Origin of the sequence: Gemmata algarum (assembly GCF_034097035.1) — a bacterium.
Taxonomy (GTDB): domain Bacteria; phylum Planctomycetota; class Planctomycetia; order Gemmatales; family Gemmataceae; genus Gemmata; species Gemmata algarum.
The window spans coordinates 1-17,106 of record NZ_JAXBLV010000191.1; the positions used below are offsets into that span (position 1 = coordinate 1).

A 17,106-nucleotide genomic window follows, 5' to 3' on the forward strand; every position below is an offset into this window, starting at 1 on the left:
TAATGCCAGGGCGCGTCACGATGACGCAGATGTGATTACAACAGTGTACGGCCCAGGGGCCAAGCGGCGCTGGCAGAATCGCTTGCCTTCAATTCGGCGCGACTTTCCTCAAAACGAAGTCTTCTACCCGCTGCGACGGACCCGCGCCCGCCATCCCTTCAACTTACGTCTTTTTCTGCTTCTCGGCCGGTACGCGCGTTGATGTCAGCGACAGTACGGCGATACGAGTGGCCGAATTTGCCCGCCTACGGCGCTCCGCGGGTCACTTGGATTTTAGGGCTTTCGCCAGCTCTTCGAGTACGGGTTTCACGTCGGTTTCGTTGACCGAGGTGAACGCGAACGACTTCGCCACCTTCCCCTTGGTCACGAGCACCACCGTCAGGTGAACGTCGGGGTTCACGTTCCAGTTGTTGGGGCCGCCCTTCTCGCCGTCGAACGCCGCGAGCGAGGTCTTCGCGAACTTCAGCGACATGTTGATCCGCGGCAGGTACTCCTTGTGCTTGTCGAACGCCTTCTCGCCGAGCCACACGGCCACCACCTCGGCCTTCTCCGCGGTGTCGCCGATCTTGTTGTCCAACTCCTTCAGGAACCGCGCCACCGGGCGCCCGCCGACCGGGACGCCGCTCTCCTCCGCCCGCACGAACACGTAAACCGTCGGTTCGCCCTTGCGGTCCGCGACCAAGTCTGCCTCCTTACCTTCGACCTTGCCCGCGACGCCGAACGCTTTCAGCGCGGGCGCCGTCTCGCCGGCCTTCGGCCCGGACTCCTCGGCCCGCGCACCAACGGCGAGCGTGAACACCGCACAGACCGCGAATAACGCTTTCATGGCTCCTCCAGCGATCGCTAATCGGCTCCGCCGTCGGGCGTCACGCTCAGCGGGTACTCCGGCACCGCGAGGCCGAGCGTCGGGATCGCACACAACCGGCGGTACCCGCGCGACACCCGCCGCTCCTCCGCTGTAACGAACGGGGCGTCCATTTCCGCCTTTGCGAACGGCCCATCACACGCCACCGGCGCGAACGCCGGGTCGACGATGTACTGGGCCAGCGCCGGGTTGCACCGCAAATGCCGTTCCGGCAGCAGGTGCAGGGTTTCGAGCGACACCTCGCCCAGCACGAACCGCAGGTAAAGGTCCGAATCGGTGACGGCCTCCACGTCGCGCCCGCACACCTCGCACCGGTAGCCCTCATCGCACTTCGCCATCGATTGCCCGCCGCTTCGGGGTTGTTGTCCCTATATTAAGCTGATGGCCACGCGAGGCGGCGCTGAAATCGGGAGCGTGATGGGCGTTTTGGACCGGTTCCGGCTCGACGGACGCACTGCGGTGGTCACCGGCGGCAGCCGGGGGCTGGGCCGCGCGATGGCCCAGGCGCTCGCGGAGGCCGGCGCCGACCTCGTGCTCGTCGGCCGGGACCCTGCCGCGCTCGAAACCGTCCGCAGCGAGTTGGCCGCCCTCGGCCGTTTCGTTGCCGTCGTGCCCGGGGACGTGTCCACGCCCACCGGTGCCGAGGCCGCGTGCCGCGACGTGCTGGGCCTGAACCGGCTGATCGACGTGCTGGTGAACAACGTCGGCGGGCGCCGGGTCGATGTGGCCACGGAAGACGTGCCGCTCGCGCAGTGGCGGGAGCTGGTCGATCTGAACCTGACCAGCGCGCTGGTGTGCTGCCAGCAACTGTGTCGCGGGATGCTCGAACGCGGCCGAGGGGCCGTGGTGAACGTGACCAGCATCGCGGGGCCGATCGCGATCAAGGGCATCCGGGGCCGCCATTACGAGACCGCCAAGGCGGCCCTCACGGCCCTCACGAAGTCGCTGGCGGCGGACTGGGCGCCGCGCGGGGTGCGGGTGAACGCCATCGCCCCCGGGGTGTTCCTCACCGCCCCGAACCGCAAGTGGTTCGGCGAGAAGCCGACCTTCCAGAACGAGTTCGTGTCGCACATCCCGATGGGCCGGATGGGCGAGCCGGAGGAGCTCGGGCCGGCGGCCGTGTTCCTGGCTAGCGACGCGGGCAGCTACGTCACCGGGGCCACGGTCGTCGTGGACGGCGGGTACACGCTGTGGTGAGGCGAAAGGCGCGGGCCGCTCGTTGACGGGATCACCAGGACCGAGATCAATGCTCTTGTCCCTCTTGTGATCCCTTCAGGCTTGGCGCGATTCTGTCTTCTTGTGTGCGTTCTGTGCTTTTTTCGGCCATTCTGTCTTCTTTTGAGGTTACGTCGTGGCGCTGCCCCTCGTGGCGATTGTCGGACGGCCGAACGTCGGCAAGTCGTCGCTGTTCAACTGGCTCGCCGGGCGGCGGATCAGCATCGTGGACCCCACCGCGGGCGTCACCCGCGACCGCGTGTCCACCGTCGTCGAGTACGGCGGGCGGGTGTGGGACCTTATGGACACGGGCGGGATCGGCATCGTCGACGTGGACGACCTGAGCGCCGACGTGGAGCGCCAGATCCAGTTCGCGATCGAGTCCGCGGCGGTGGTGGTGTTCATGGTGGACATCCGCGAAGGCATCGTGCCCCTCGACGAGGACGTGGCGGCGCGTCTGCGGACCATCAACAAGCCCGTCATCCTGGTCGCGAACAAGGCCGACACCGCGAAGCTGGGCGAGCAGGCCGGCGAGTTCAACCGGCTCGGCTACGGCGAGCCGCTGTGCGTGAGCGCCGATCAGAAGCTCGGCAAGGACGAGCTGTTCGAGGCGATCGTGGCCCGGCTGCCGCCGGACACCGGCGAGGTCGCGCCCGCGGAGCCGGCGCTCATGCTCGCCATCGTCGGCCGGCGCAACGCCGGGAAGAGCACCTTCATAAACAGCCTCGCGGGCGGCGAGCGGGTGATCGTGTCCGAGATCCCGGGCACCACCCGCGACAGCGTGGACGTGCGCATCGAGCGGGACGGCAAGTCGTACGTGGCGATCGACACCGCCGGCGTGCGCAAGACCGCGAAGATGGGCACCAACATCGAGTTCTACAGCAACCACCGCGCGCAGCGGTCGGTGCGCCGGGCCGACGTGGTGATGCACTTCTTCGACGCCCGGCACCGCGTGAGCCGCGTGGACAAGCAGCTCGCCGAGTACGTTGTTGAGGAGAACAAGCCGGCCATCTTCGTCGTGAACAAGTGGGACCTGGTGAAGGACGGGATGACGACCGAGGAGATGGCCGAGTACATGCGGAAGATGTTCCCGATGCTCGACCACGTCCCGATCGCGTTCATCACGGCGAAGGACGGGAAGAACGTGCTGCGGGTGCTCCAACTCGCGGTGCAGCTCCACAAGCAGGCGGCCGTCCGCGTCGGCACCGGCGACCTGAACCGCGTGATCCGCGCCGCGATGGAGGCCAGCCCGCCGCCGATGGCAGGCAGCAAGACGCCGAAGGTGTTCTACGCGACGCAGATCGGCATCAACCCGCCGACGATCGTGCTGTTCACCAACGGCCCCGAGCTGTTCGAGCAGACCTACGTGCGGTACCTCACCAAGACCCTGCGCGACACGTTCCCGTTTCCGGAGGTGGCGATCAAGGTGGTCCTGCGGGCGAAGGGGGAGGGCGGGCGCCGCGCCGCCGACGAGGAGCCGGTCGCCGAGATGAGCGACGCGGACGAGGAGGTGCCGATCGTCCGCGCGCCGCGGCCCGCCCCGCCGGAGCCGGTCGAGGAGAGCGAACCGGAACCGGCCCCGCGCCCCCGGAAGAAGTCGCGCGGGTCCGAAACATGGGACTTTTAAACGTGTGAACCGGTCGGTTGTGTCTATTTCTTGTGACGCAAGCGGTCCCGTTTGTGCGGCGCACGAAGGCCGCACAGACGGGACTGCCTGCGTTACAAAGACAACGGCCATAACAGATTCCGACAGTTCGGATCGTGGATCGACTCGGCCTTATAATGCACGTCCCGCACCATCGCTTTGCAAACGGGCCGCACTTCACACCAAAACCACGTCTGCCCTTTTCCCACGAGCCCGCAGGCCGCACTCGACTGCTCTGGTCCCTTCCGGCCGGGCTTGCAATAATGGTGCCCCGGTTCCGCACGACCGAGCGGCTGTAACGGCAGTGGTGTTGTCGAGGCACTCGATTTAGCGCATTACGTCGTGCCGCGTGCAGTGGACCGCAACAAGAGCCCGCAACCGCGAAGGGACGGCCGTGACTCACCGACTGCGTTAACCACGATCAAGGGCTTGAAGGTCTGCACCTCGGGCGGAAGACGGTGGCCGTGAAGTCGCTGACCCGGGGCGAGGTGGTTTCAGCGTCCGCCGACGGCACGGCGGTCGATCCGGCGTGCCTCGGTCCGCTGCGGGAGGACACGCTGGTGCTGGTGTCGCCCGAACTGGCGCGCCCGGCGTCGGTGACGACACGTTCGTTCGGCTAATGGACTGTGGCCGGACGGGCACTCGTTTTGCTCCCTAGTTACGCACACACGGAGGTCGTAGTTGATGCCGTTATTCTCTCCGCGGTTTTATCTGCTCGCCGCGCCCCTTGTGGTCGCCCCGGTCGCCGTCGCCGAACCGCCCCGTCCCTCCGAACAGGAACCGGCTTTCGACGTCCTGTACACGCGACTCGAGCCCCGTGAGGCGTTCCGGTACAAACTGGGCGGCGAGGCGGGTGAGTGCTCCGCCGGCGTGTTCCGCTGGGAGGTGCCCCGGACCGAGTTCGGCACCAACGGGCTCGACCGCACCTTTACCGGTTACTGCGCCCAGGTGCGGGTGCCCGTCGTCGCGGGCGAGATGTACCGGTTCCGTCCCAACAACCTGTACGATCCCGCGAACTACAACCTCGCGGGCGCCCCGAAGGAGCGGCTCGACGCGGCCACGAACCGCCGCGGCCGGCTCGTAGGGGAACTGTTCGCCCGCCACTTCCGCGATCCGGTCCGGAAGCCCACGAACCCGACCGACGCGGTCGCGTTCCAGGTGGCCCTGTGGGAGGTCGTCCACGAGGCCGAACCCGCCGAAGGGAACGTCGCCCTGGACCTGTTCGCGGGCGACTTCCGGGCGAACTATCCCCAAAACGAGGCCCCGCAGTACGTCGCCCGGGCGCAGGAGTACCTCGGCACTCTGACCGGGACCGAAGAGGCCCTTGCGACCGAGAACGCGGACCTCACCGGGCGCGAACTGATCCGGTTACAGGGGGTCGAGAACGCCAAGGGGATCGTCGCGCAAGCGCAGTTCGCGCTGCGGTACGCCGGCGGCGGCGCGGGCGGCGCCGGGACGTTCGCCCGCGCGCTGACCGCCGGCGGCGGGGGCGGCGGTCCCGGCATCGTGCCGCTGGGCGGCGGGCCTGGCGGCTCCGGCGGGGGCGGCGGGTTAGGTATTGGTGGCAACGGCGGGGGCGGCGGGCCGAACAACCCGAATCAACCGCCGCCCTCGTCGCCGCCGCCCGTGTCCCCACCGCCGCCGGGCGGCGGGGACGTGCCCCCGCCGGGCAATCCGCCCCCACCGGATGTCGAAATCCCACCGGGCGGTGGCCCGAACGACCCCGTCCCCGTTCCCGCCCCGGCCGGGCTCGCGCTCGGGGCTGTCGCGCTGGTCGTAATCGGCATCTATCGGCGCGATCGGCTGTTCGGCCGACGGGCGCCCGAATAGACCGTTAACCGGTCCGATGTAGACCCGACCGAGTGCGATGAGCATGTGTGCCGTCGCCCGAATTTTGCCGGCGCACTTCTCTCAGTCTTTGGTCCGGAGCGCGTTCCCGACCCACGAATGACCTTGGGGCAGCGAAGCGGTTACCGAACCGGTCGGCCGCGTCGGCGTTGTCCCGGGTCGTCATGCCCATGCTCTCATCGGAACCTTCGTGCCGTGCGAGGTTCCTTTTGCCAAACATTGCGTTCATCACCCGCACGCGGCACGGCTTGCGGAGGGCGCGCCTGGTGACGCTTCGGCCGCCACCGGGGCAGCACCCGGCCGTCCCACTCATCCCGCTTCCTGTGCCGCCTCCGGCGCCCGTTTCGACGGGTCGCGTGCGAGGAGCCGGACCGAGGCGAGGAAGCACACGAGCGCCAGGACTCCCCCTATCCCCATCGCGGAATTGGGCGGGTCGGCGGGGATCACCCCGAACCTCGTTCCCAGGTTCCAAACGCTCGACGCTGCGTTGATGGACGCGTGGCATAGGACGGCCGGCCATACTGATCCGGTGCGCCACGCGACCGCCCCCAGCCAGAGCCCGACCAGGAACGCGAACACGATGTTGGCGGGGTAGATGTGGATGAGGCCGAACAGCCCGGCCGTGGTGGCGATGGCGGCCCACGCCGGCCACCGCGCGAGGAGCCGCCGCTGTACGTACCCGCGGAAGAAGGCCTCCTCGATCAGCCCCGGCACGAGGGCGATGAACAGGACGAATGGCACCGCCGCCACCGGCGTCACCTTCTCAAAGGCCCGCCCGAACGTCTCGTCCGGTGGTGCCACCAGCGACACTGCCTCCGCGCCCGCGACCCCGACCGCGAGCGGGACGAGCGACCCGATCGCAAGGACCGGGTACCCCCAGGCCGTCAGGGCCGGTCGGACGAACCCGAGGCCGCCGCGCGGCCGGACCGGGGCGATCCGGGCGGCGGCGATCGCCGTCGCGAGCAGGGCGAGTTGGTTCACCAAATTCAGTGCGACGAAGATCGGGGTGTCGGCAAGCAGGTCCGGCAGGTCGGCCGCGAGCCTCTTTGCGTTGCCGCCGGTCACGACGTACCACACCCCGATTGCCATGCCGGCGACGAGTTGAGTGGTCAGGGTCAGGGCGACCGCAACCACGAAGGCGACGAAGGCCGGACCGACCGACGGCGCCCGGCGGCGGGGGCGTTTGGGAGGGAGCGGTTCGTCCCCGCGTTCATCGTTTGTCATACGTCTCCCCGTGCGAGGGTAATAGCTTGGGCTTGCCAGCGCATCCCGTTTCCGCCCTTCAACTGGATTTCAGTCGTTTCAAGTTGGTTGTGCGCCGCCCGCAGGGGGGGGCAACCTCGGCGTGTCCGGTCCTGCGATTGATCTCATCACGGCTGTCGCCAAACTTGAAACTACTGGAATGAACGAATTCCGGCCCGTGTGTCCGCTTCGTGTTCTTGCCGCCGGCGTGTGCCCGCGCGCTTGCGGCCACCGCTCGGCACCCGCGCCCGCCACGCGCCCCTCCTCCCGTCCACCTCCGCTATGATGAACGCGCTCCTGTCGGTTCCGGAACGCGCGGCCGCGGGTGCCACCGGGAACCGAGCACCCGGGACTGGAACGGCCGGGCACACCTTCGGGCGGCCTCGATGCTCACCTGGCACGCACACGCGAACGCGGTCACGGCTCTGGCGTTCGGCCCGGAGGGGCGGTTCCTCGTGTCCGCTGGCGATGACAACTCCGTGCGGATGTGGGATCCGCTGAGCGGGGCGGAACAAGCGTGCCTTGTTCTCCGTCACGCGCTCGCGATGGTGCCTGATCGAGCCCCTCCGCTTCGGAAAATTTTCCTGTCCCGTGGCGGCGAACATGTTGCGGTTCACCGCGAGCGAAGCGGGCTCATTTTCGTCGATCGTGCTGCCTTCCGCGTATTCGCAACTCAGTGGGCGGCCACGATCGTCGGCCCGTGTCTCGGCCCAGATGGCGCCTCGGTACTCGGATTGATTGAGTCGCCCCTTATTGGGATGCGACAGTGCGTTCAGTATTCACTCGCCGACGGCTCCGTTGCAGATCTCCCGCGAGTCGTAGACGGGTCCGCCCGGGCGATTGCGTTCGCGCCGGACGGGTCGCACGTGGCGATCGGTCGTCAGTTCTGGCACTGGCCACCGGTCGATTCGTCGCGCGGCACAAACATCGAGACGAAGCGTTACGAACCCGAAGACCTCGCGTTCTCGGCCGACAACCGGCACCTGTTCGCGCTGGTCGGCGGGAAGATCGTCGTGTACGGGCTGCCGGGCGGGCTGTACCGAACGAAGCTCAAGGGGCACACCGGCCGCATCACCGCAATGGCCCTCACCCCGGACGGCTCGCGGCTCTGGACCGCGAGCCGCGACGCCACCGTGAAGTGTTGGGACACGCACGCCCTTACCCTCGACCGCACCTACACCTTCCAGACCGGCGGGCTGGACTGCCTCGCCGTGTCGCCGGACGGGAACGTCGCGGCGGTCGGCAGCGGGCAGAAGGAGACGATCACGCTCTGGGATTTGGGTTAACGCGTGACGTACAATTCCGGTATCCCGTTCGCACTTCTTCACCCGTGCCGAGGAGCCGGAATCATGGCGTTCGACCCCGTTAAACTGGCCGCCGACACCGAAGCGTTCTGCCAGGAGGTGCGGCCGGCCGAAGAGTTCGCCTACGCGAACCGGCAGTTCAACGATCAAGTGGTGCCGCTCGCCGCGAAGTACAACCTCCTGGGCATGAACGTTCACCCGGAGTACGGTGGGCGCGGCGCCGACGCCGTCAGCTACTTCAAGGCCCTCGCCCGCATCGGCCGCGAGGGCACCACCGTCCGCACGTTCTTCTCCGGGCACCTGAGCATCGGCGCGTACCCGATTCAGACGTGGGGCGGCGAGGCGCTCAAGCGGAAGTACCTCCCGGCCGCCGTGAAGGGGGAGAAGATCCTCGCCTTCGGGCTCACCGAGCCGGAGGCCGGCAGCAACCCGCGCGAGATGACTACCACCTACGAGAAGAAGGGCGACCACTACCTCCTCAACGGGGTGAAGTACCTGATCTCCAACGGCGGCATCGCGCACGCGGTGGTCGCGTTCGCGTACCCCGCGGGGCAGGTGGGCACGGGCCGCATCTCCGCGTTCGTCGTGGACACGAACGCGAAGGGGTTCGAGGCCGAGAGCTTCGCCGCGAACGCCAAAATGGGGATGCCCACCTCCAACACCGCGATGTTCGAGATGCACGACGTGGCCGTGCCCGCGGAGAACCTGCTGGGCGAGGAGGGCGACGGGTTCCGCGTGGCGATGGGCACCCTCGTGAGCGGGCGCCTCAGCGTCGCCGCCGGGTGCCTGGGGGTGATCGAGGACTGCCTCGCGGAGGCGATCTGGTATGCCAAGGAGCGGAAGCAGCACGGCAAGGAGATCGCCCGGCACCAGCTCGTTCAGGAACACATCGCGCACATGGAGATGGACCGCGTCGCCTCGGACGCCCTGCTGGTCCGCGCTGCCGAGGCCAAGGACCGTTCGGGTGCGAGCCCGGGCGACAAGGACCTCGCGCGGCAGGCCGACCTGCTCGCGGCGCAGGCCAAGTTCTTCGCCACCAACGCGGCCTGGGACGCCGCCGACCGCGCCGTTCAGGTGTTCGGCGGTCGCGGGTGGAGCACCCTCTACCGCCCCGGCCGGCACCTCACCGACGTGCGCGTGTGCCGCATCTACGAGGGCACCGACGAGATCCTCAAGCTGAAGATCGCCGCCGCGCTGCTGGGCAAGGAGTGGGAAGCGTTCAAGTAGCCGGAATGGGGGCAAATGCCGCCCCGCCCGTGAGCGGGTGGGCGGCACCTGCTCCGCCGCTGCCGAACCCGCCGTAACAACCCGAGAGAGGTCCGTGCCCATCTCCGCGGAACCGGGGCGGGCCAACACGTCCCCGTTCGCTGAACCGTCTGTCCGCACACCGCACATGTCCACACCCCTTATTTCACTCTATTTGGTCGTTCTGGTAGTTCGTGCCGCGCCGTGTGAAGCGATCGGCACCGGGGCTCATTCACAGCGTCGAGGCCAACTGCACCGGCGGCTTCGGACATAACGGCATTTTCTGCAACATGTTGTGTCCTGCTGATTGGAGCCGTTCGGGGGCATTCCGACCGATTTCGAGAGCCGCGCCCGGGGCCAGAAGCGTGGGATTCGTGGGTAGCGATCACCCAGCGAGTTGGTAGCTGGCCGGTAGCGAATGTCCCGTCGGCGCCCCGTTCAAGTACCACCCGTGCGATGCTGTAACCCCCGTTACACGTGAGCCGCGTCAACCGCGGGCGAGGCGATCCGTCCCGGTTCCTCTCTTCTGCGTGACCGCTCCAAAGGCGCTCCGGGCGCTCGGCACATTGCGGGGGCGGACGCCCGGCTCGGTCGGTTGTAGCGGCTTCTCGTACCACGCGCGTTTCACCCATCGCGAGGGTGAGGAGTAACCGAACCGGTATCAGCCGAGCGAACTCGATTGAAGCTGGTTCGCGATGGCTCCGCCTAATACCAGATGGCACGCGGCGCGCAGGACGCGGTGAAGGTGGGTATCGTCAGCGACGGGCTCGCGTCCGGGAAAGCGGGTGAGGGGCGACCTCGACTTCTTGGGAATCGGTGGCGGAACGGACGGCTGGTTGGGGCTTCGTTCCGGCCCCATCGGGCCTCGCACTCATGAAGACAGGATCGACAGGATGAACAGGGTTCATAACCCACGCGGGAGAACCGCACCCGGGCCAAACACAGCCCGACCCCGGCCCACCTCCCTTCCGCCGGCCCGGTCCGCGGAGCTTCCGTGGGCCAGCGGAAGGTAAGGGGGTGGCGCGGGGAGGAGTGGTCCTGGTGCGGGGGGGGCGCCGGGCGTAGACCCACCCCCCAGCCCCTCCCTGAAGGGAGGGGAGCAAAATACGGGCGAACGCGAAGCGTGGCACGCTCCTCTCGCACCGGGACCAACGCTCTCGGCGCCACCCCCTCCCTGAAGTGAGTGGGCCGGGGGGTGGGTCTGCCCGCATGCGCCCCCTCCCGCGCCGGAACCACTCCTCTCGGCGCCACCCCCTCCCTTTAGGGAGGGGGCCGGGGGGTGGGTTGTCTTTGCTCTCCTCCCTTCCGCCGGTCCACGGAAGCTCCGCGGACCGGGGCGGCGAGCACGGCGCGGGGGGGGCGGGGGGGCGGTTGCCTTCGGGCCGGCTTCCGCGGCCCGCCCGGGTCGGGTACCATCCATCACGACGCGCTTCGAAGGAGAGCCATGTTCCGCAAGCTGCTGGCCCCGGTGGTCGTGCTGGCGTCCCTGATCGCCGCCGGCGAGTGGCTGCGCGCCAACGGCTCGAACCGTCCGCTTTCCGCCGACGAACTGCGCGCCCACCTGCGGGGGCGGTTCGACCTCCGGGACGTCACACTCGACCCGCAACCGGACGGGCGGTTTGAAGGACGTGGCGTGGGCACCAAGGGGGAACGGTACCGCTTCTTGGTCACGCAAACGAGCGACACCCGCACTGTTGTCACCGAGTACGGGGGGACCAACGTGTCGGACACCGGTTATAAGTTGCTGACCTCGACCACGTTCTCCGACAACCGCCACATCTACCTCTTGGTGGCGTTCGGCTGTCTCATTTACGTGGGCAAGGTAATCCGCGGCGCTTCTCGCCCGGGGCACCGCGGAGCGATCCCGGCCCCGCACTGAGCCGAACCCGGAGGACACCCGCGTGGAGCGCCGGCCGCACCCCGATTACGACCGCACCACCGCGCGGCGTGTGCTCGCCGGGGCTGCGGTGGTCGGGCTCGCGCTCCTCGGCGGCGGGGCGGCGCACGCGCTCGGGGCCGGTGCGTGGGCGGTGTGGCTCGGCGGCGTCGGGTTCCTGGCGGGCTGCGCGGTCATCGTCCGGGCGCCACTGAACCGCGCCCCGTGCCCGGCGTGCGGTCGCCCGCTGGCCCGCGAGCCCGACGCCACCGTCTTCCCGTGCCGCCCGTGCGGCGTGTGGTGGGCCACGCGCTCATACGGCGCCGATTTCCGGGACGCAACTTCGGCTTCCCAGGATTGAACTTCGTTGACAGAGGCCGGCTACAGAATCATGTCGCTCTTCACCGCATTCGGTATCACACGGACTCATTGGCTCCCACCGACCGGCCACACCAAGGCGGTCCCGTTGGCGTGACCGGTTGCGACCGACTTGCCGTCCGGGCTGAACGCGGCGGCCGTCACCTGGGGGCGAGACGGGAACCGCCGAACCTCCTTCAGCGATGCGGCGTCCCACACGCACGTCGGGCCGGCCACATGCTTCCCGTCGGGCGAGAACACCAGCCACTCGGCCGATGTTTCTGGGGTGGGCGACCGGCGTATCACTTTGCCCGTCTGGGTCTCGACCAGGACCAGGTTGTGCGTCCGCTTCGACGTATCCAGCCACTCCTCACCGCCGATCGAGATGGCCACCGTTTTCTCGTCCGGCGACACCGCTACGGCGCGAACCAGGTTCGGGCGCGGGGCCTGTTCCGGGCGCGGGCGGCCGAGCACGTCGTGATCGGCAACGGCCCACGAGAACCGCTCCTGGCCCGTCGTCACGTCGTAGCCGACGGCTCGCTCGTCGTTCATCAGGAATAGCGTCTTTCCGTCCGGGAACGCGGCCCACTGGAACTTTGCCATGTCGATCGTTGGTTGATCGTTCGGCAGGACTTCGCCAGCGGCGAGGTCCCAAACCTGGATGCTGCGCCCGATCCGTGATTCAACCAGGACGGCGACGTGCTTGCCGCTCGGAACCGAAATCAGCTCCTTCACCCGCCCGATAAGGCCGCCGGAATACTTACGTTCGCCGGTCGCCGTGTCCCACAACTCGGCTTGCCACGGCAGGAGCGCCCCGCGCTCGCTCAGCGCGTAGGTCAGCACCCACCGGCCGTCGCGGCTCGGTACCACGGGAGCGGCCCCGCCAGCGGGCGGGAGGGAGATGGGGCTGGCGCGCCGGCTCACAAGCGCTCCGGTGCCCGCGTCCCAGGTGGCGTTCGACCCGTCGGCACCGGACACCCGGACGTTGCGACCGGTTCGGTCGAACGCGACCCCGATCACCGTGGCTGGCAGAGACGACGGGCGGCCGATTTCGGCCCCGGTTCGCGTGTCGTACAACCGGATGACGCCCCAGTACGTTCCGACGGCGAGCGTGGAGCCGCCCGGGCTCACCTCAACAACCGTCGGTCCGTAAGCTCTCGCGTCCGGGCCGGCCCATCGGGCGAGTTGCTTGCCGGTGGTAACGTCCCATTTGGTGACCAGCGTGGCCCCTCCCCCCGTGGGCGCCTGCGAGGCCACGTACAGCAAGCCGCCCGGCCCAAACGCCGCGGCGCCGAATAACCCGAAACCGTCGGCCAGCACCAGCACTCGCGCGGGACCGGGCACCGTCTGATCCCAGACGGCCACTTCCGTTCCGGTTCCCGACAGGTGCGCGTTGCTCACGGCGGCGACCCATCGGCCGTCCGCGGACATCGCCAACCGGCCCACGCCCGACCTTGCGTTCCGAGTGAGCACCTGAGACGGCTTTCCGGTGCCCGTGTCCCAGAACCTCACGGACGGGTCATCATTCCCGGCGGTAATCAGATGCTTCCCGTCCGGAGAGAACAGGAAATTCCCGGTCGTCGCGCCGTCGAACTTGAGTTGGTGCTGAACGCGCCCCGTCTTTAAGTCCCACAGGTAAACTTCGTGCGGGTGCCCTTCCACGAGGGTGCTACCGTTCGGTGACAGAGCGAACCGTTGCCCCCCGATCCCGATGTCTTGTCCCCGCGGACCGGTGCGGGACGGGACGACGAACCGCTCGGTGTGCTTCCCCGTCGCCAGGTCGTATTCGCGAACCGAGAACCGAAGCGGGGTGCGATCGACGTGCGGGGCAACAACCTTCGTCTGGTCCGGTGAGAGGAACGTGGTACCGAACGTGGTCTTGATGTCTCGCGCCTGGTGCGGGACCGCGGCCCCGGACTTGGCGTCCCACTGACGAACCTTTCCGCCGCCGTAGGAGAAGAGCCGGGTGCCGTCCTCGGAAAACCGCAGTTGAGTAAGCATGTCCGGATGACTCAGCGCGCTCGAACCGAGTCGCACAGCGGCCCCTTCGGGCAGGTCGGCGGGAACCGCGGGGGTGGGCGGGGGCGGTGAATGAACTGGCGGCCCGGACCAAGAGCCGGTCGCGACCGCAACCGCGAGCGCGACGGCGACCACGCCGCCGCACCATCCGGCGGCGGCGCCTCGCGCGACCCACCGGAACTCGGATCGGGCCAGAGCCGTTGCGCGGCTCCCCGGAACTGCTTCCGGACTCAAGAGCACGGCGCCCGCGTCCCCCGCAAGTGCAAGCGCCGCCAGGGCCGAGCCCAGTTCAATTCCGCGGCGCTCGAGCCGGGCTTTCAGCCGCTCGCGCCCGGCGGCGAGACGGCGGCGCACGGTCCGAATGCTCCACCCGCACGCCCGCGCGGCCTCGTCTTGGGTAAGGCCCTCCAGGTAACAGAGGACGAGCGGCACCCGCTCGCTCTCGGGGAGCCGATCCAGTTCCTCGTCCAACATCTGGGGCAGGTCGCCGCCCATCGGCAACCGCTCCGGTGCGGCGATCCCGGCGGTCAGTGGGACCGTCCGTTCGGCTTCCCGGCGCTGGTGTACCGCCGCCCGTCGCGCGATCCGCCGGGTGACCCCGAACAGCCATCCGGCCAGTCGGTCCGGGCGCGACAGCGCGTGCGCCTTTCGCGCCAGAACAAGGAACGCCGCCTGGGCCACGTCGTCGGCTAGGTGCTGATCCCGCACGGCCCGGCGCGCAGCGGCCAGAACCATTTGTCCGTGCCGCCGGGTGAGTTCGGCGAACGCGTCGCCGTCCCGGGCGAGGGCGAACCGGGTGACGAGGTCGGCGTCCGAAAGCTTGGACGGAAGGCCGGACGCGAGCAGGCGTCCGATGGTCGCGGGGGCAGTGCTCACAACTTCCTCCGGCGGGGGCGGTGGGACTGCTGTAATACTGCCCGGCGGAGGGGCAAAGGGGCCAACAATCGCGCGCGTTTACCGCCGGCCCCGGAGCCAGGCATTCTCAGCGGCGGGCAAACGGAACTTCGTGCGCGTGGTGCTGATGTCGCTGTTCCGAAACCGATAAAACGCTGCGCCCGGGAGCCGGGCGGTTCCTCAATCCGTCGCCAGCGGTTGAGCGCCTCCCGGGATTGCGCCGAACGCAGGCGGCTCGGCGTGTGCCTCCCGCCGTCCGCGACTACAATTCTCCTCCGCCCACCTCACCACCGGAGCGTTCCCCATGTTGCGTTTGTTCGCCGCCGCGCTCGTCGCCTGCTGTGCCACGCTGGCGTCCGCCGAAGACAAGAAGCCGATGATCGGGCACATGGTCTACTTCAAGCTCAAGGACAACACGCCGGAGGGCCGCAAGAAGCTCGTGGCCGCCTGCGAGAAGTACCTGTCCGAGCAACCGGGCACCGTGTTCTTCTCGGCGGGCGAGATCGGCGACGACTTCAAGCGCGACGTGAACGACCGCGACTGGGACGTGGCGCTGCACCTGGTGTTCGTCGATAAGGCCGCGCACGACAAGTACGCGGTGGACAAGGAGCACCTGAAGTTCATTGACGAAAACAAGGAGACCTGGGCAAAGGTCCGGGTCTTCGATTCGGAGCTGCGCGGCTACAAGACCGGAAAGAAGTAAGCGCGTTCGCGCGGGGCACCTCAAAAATGGGTGGCGGAACGCACGGGGTGTTCGTGCGTTCGCTTCGGCCCACACGGACCCCGCGTTCACAAAGAACAAGTTTTGACAGGATGAACACAGGGCTGCGCAAGGGTTTAATTTGGGTAGCTTGGGCAGCTAGCTGAGCCACTCGATAAAACGACGAAGGGATTGGAAAACAAGGAGTTACGACATTTCGCTCCCGTTGTCATTCAACCGAGTTTGGATCTCTGCGTAGCCCTGAGGATGAACAGGATTCACTGGATGAAGACCGATTGCCTCGGAATCCTGTTCATCGTGTAAATCCTGTCAACATCTTCTGACTTGCGCCGGGGCCGTGGCGACCGATTCGGTTCCCCGCGCGACACGTGCGGCCCGGCGGAACGTTGTACATCACTTCGGCTCGTCCCGATGATTACGGTCGCTGGTCGCGTCCGCCGCGGGCGCAGAAGCCGCCCGCTTCCGGGGCCAGACGAGCAGCATCACCCCCGCCACGACGAGCGCGGCGGCCGGCCCGGTTCGCTCCGTCACCGCTTCCCCGACAACGGCCCACCCGAGCAGCACCGCGACCACCGGGTTCACGAACGCGTACGTCCCGACGGCCGCCGGCGACGTGACCGAAAGGAGCCAGTTGTACGCCGGCAGGGCCACCACCGCGACCGCCACCAAGTACCCCACCGCGGCGGCCGACTGCCACGACACCGCCGTCAGGTCGAGCCGGCTGGTTTCCCCGGCCGCTAACCCCAGAGCGACCATGATGGCCCCGCCGGCCAGCATCTGCATTGCGGCGGTGAGAGCCGGTGAGGTGGGAAGGTCGGCGTACCGGTTGAACAGCGACCCGACCGCCCACGCCACCGCCGCGCCGAGGAGCACGACGGCCCCGACCGGGTCAACGCCTCCGGGGGCGGACAGGACCGCCACCCCCGTCAGCCCGAGCGCGATCCCGGTGACCTCCATCGCCCGCGGCCCGCGCCGGCCCCCGTACCCCCAGTCGAGTAACAGCAGCCACGCCGGAAGGGTCGCGATGACGAGGGCCGCGGCCCCGGACGGCACCGCCTGCTCCGCCCACGTCACCCCGCCGTTGCCCATAACAAACAGCGGGACCGCCCCGATCACGGCGTTCCGCCACTGCCGGGCCGTCGGGCGGGGCACGCCGGCCGGGCGCCCGAAGGCATACAGGGCCGCGCCAGCTATGAGGAACCGCGACCCGGCCATCAGGAACGGCGGGAGGGTGTCGATCGCCAGCCGGATGGCGAGGTAGGTCGAGCCCCACAGGATGTAAATGGCGGCGAACGCGGCCAGCAGTTTGACCTTGGACGGCGACCCGGTTCCCATCACCCCTCCCGCTCACGGTTCCATCGAACAGAAGGGTACCCGCCCCTGTGCCCGGCCTTTCAAGAGATCATTTGGCCGCGGGCCGACGAGCGCAACACGTGTGGACGTGCCGACGCGGCACGGTTCGCAACTGCCCGGGCCATCACCTTACGAAATGCCACCGCGGGGGCCACCCTCGCGAGCGGCGGCTCAAGAACGGGGATTACGGTGTGCGCTTCCGGTGCCGCTTGAGATGTGTGATACCGAATCCCGTCGTTTCCAGTTCGCACCTCGGAACGGTGCGTTGGTTCGGAGTGTGGTCCGCTCACTCCGTGAGCGGTCGCTCCGGGGATCGGATGCGCGTTGCGCGCAACGACGGAGCGGATGACACCGGGAGCGGATCGGATACGCGGAGCGACCGCTCACGGAGTGAGCGGACCACACTCAAGCGAACCACGCGGCAACGAACTGAAAACCACTGGAATGCAATTGAAGAGTAAATGCGTGCTGTAGCCGGCCTCACAAAGGCCGGCTACAGCATACGGCGTGGATACGGATCAG

15 protein-coding genes and 1 pseudogene are annotated in these 17,106 nt (G+C 68.2%); 11 read left to right on the forward strand and 5 right to left on the reverse strand.

Going from position 1 to position 17,106, the window contains the following annotated elements:
* Positions 1-202, forward strand: a 202-nt coding sequence (locus R5W23_RS19465; protein WP_320687720.1) for a hypothetical protein, incomplete at its 5' end; no start/stop codon positions are given.
* A gap of 60 nt (positions 203-262) precedes the next feature.
* Here R5W23_RS19465 and R5W23_RS19470 read toward each other — a convergent pair.
* A complete protein-coding gene (locus R5W23_RS19470) occupies positions 263-826 on the reverse strand; it encodes a hypothetical protein (protein WP_320687721.1) in 564 nt (187 codons plus the stop codon).
* Positions 827-843: 17 nt separating this feature from the next.
* The gene (locus R5W23_RS19475) at positions 844-1,203 is read right to left on the reverse strand and encodes a hypothetical protein (protein ID WP_320687722.1); all 360 of its coding nucleotides are present in this window, start codon (positions 1,201-1,203) and stop codon (positions 844-846) included.
* Between the two features lie 79 nt (positions 1,204-1,282).
* On the opposite strand from R5W23_RS19475, the gene R5W23_RS19480 reads away from it, so the two are divergent.
* From R5W23_RS19480 to R5W23_RS19495, 4 genes are all read left to right on the forward strand, one after another.
* The gene (locus R5W23_RS19480) at positions 1,283-2,062 is read left to right on the forward strand and encodes an SDR family NAD(P)-dependent oxidoreductase (RefSeq protein ID WP_320687723.1); all 780 of its coding nucleotides are present in this window, start codon (positions 1,283-1,285) and stop codon (positions 2,060-2,062) included.
* A 154-nt stretch (positions 2,063-2,216) separates the two neighbouring features.
* On the forward strand, positions 2,217-3,707 hold the full coding sequence (gene der, locus R5W23_RS19485) for a ribosome biogenesis GTPase Der (RefSeq protein WP_320687724.1): 1,491 nt from the start codon (positions 2,217-2,219) through the stop codon (positions 3,705-3,707).
* A 482-nt stretch (positions 3,708-4,189) separates the two neighbouring features.
* Positions 4,190-4,345, forward strand: a complete 156-nt coding sequence (locus tag R5W23_RS19490) for a hypothetical protein (protein ID WP_320687725.1) — start codon at positions 4,190-4,192, stop codon at positions 4,343-4,345.
* 64 nt (positions 4,346-4,409) lie between these two features.
* On the forward strand, positions 4,410-5,555 hold the full coding sequence (locus R5W23_RS19495) for a hypothetical protein (RefSeq protein WP_320687726.1): 1,146 nt from the start codon (positions 4,410-4,412) through the stop codon (positions 5,553-5,555).
* A 327-nt stretch (positions 5,556-5,882) separates the two neighbouring features.
* On the opposite strand, the gene R5W23_RS19500 is transcribed toward R5W23_RS19495, so the two are convergent.
* Positions 5,883-6,797: a CPBP family intramembrane glutamic endopeptidase gene (locus R5W23_RS19500; protein ID WP_320687727.1), complete on the reverse strand. Its 915-nt coding sequence runs from the start codon at positions 6,795-6,797 to the stop codon at positions 5,883-5,885.
* Positions 6,798-7,201: 404 nt separating this feature from the next.
* On the opposite strand from R5W23_RS19500, the pseudogene R5W23_RS32750 reads away from it, so the two are divergent.
* The 5 genes and pseudogenes from R5W23_RS32750 to R5W23_RS19520 form a co-directional block, all read left to right on the forward strand.
* Positions 7,202-7,297, forward strand: a pseudogene (locus R5W23_RS32750) (WD40 repeat domain-containing protein); the annotation flags it as partial.
* A 384-nt stretch (positions 7,298-7,681) separates the two neighbouring features.
* The gene (locus R5W23_RS19505; RefSeq protein ID WP_320687728.1) at positions 7,682-8,101 is read left to right on the forward strand and encodes a WD40 repeat domain-containing protein; all 420 of its coding nucleotides are present in this window, start codon (positions 7,682-7,684) and stop codon (positions 8,099-8,101) included.
* A 63-nt stretch (positions 8,102-8,164) separates the two neighbouring features.
* Entirely contained in the window at positions 8,165-9,346 is a 1,182-nt protein-coding gene (locus R5W23_RS19510; protein WP_320687729.1) for an acyl-CoA dehydrogenase family protein, read from the forward strand.
* A gap of 1,462 nt (positions 9,347-10,808) precedes the next feature.
* Positions 10,809-11,243, forward strand: a complete 435-nt coding sequence (locus tag R5W23_RS19515) for a hypothetical protein (RefSeq protein WP_320687730.1) — start codon at positions 10,809-10,811, stop codon at positions 11,241-11,243.
* 22 nt (positions 11,244-11,265) lie between these two features.
* Entirely contained in the window at positions 11,266-11,601 is a 336-nt protein-coding gene (locus R5W23_RS19520) for a hypothetical protein (RefSeq protein ID WP_320687731.1), read from the forward strand.
* Positions 11,602-11,666: 65 nt separating this feature from the next.
* On the opposite strand, the gene R5W23_RS19525 is transcribed toward R5W23_RS19520, so the two are convergent.
* Positions 11,667-14,492 (reverse strand): sigma-70 family RNA polymerase sigma factor, encoded by a 2,826-nt coding sequence (locus R5W23_RS19525; protein ID WP_320687732.1) that lies wholly within the window; start codon positions 14,490-14,492, stop codon positions 11,667-11,669.
* Positions 14,493-14,814: 322 nt separating this feature from the next.
* Here R5W23_RS19525 and R5W23_RS19530 point away from each other — a divergent pair, with 322 nt between their 5' ends.
* Positions 14,815-15,213: a Dabb family protein gene (locus tag R5W23_RS19530; RefSeq protein ID WP_261189965.1), complete on the forward strand. Its 399-nt coding sequence runs from the start codon at positions 14,815-14,817 to the stop codon at positions 15,211-15,213.
* A 411-nt stretch (positions 15,214-15,624) separates the two neighbouring features.
* Here the strand turns inward: R5W23_RS19530 and R5W23_RS19535 are convergent, their stop codons facing one another.
* Entirely contained in the window at positions 15,625-16,566 is a 942-nt protein-coding gene (locus R5W23_RS19535) for an EamA family transporter (protein WP_320687733.1), read from the reverse strand.
* Positions 16,567-17,106: the final 540 nt, after the last annotated feature.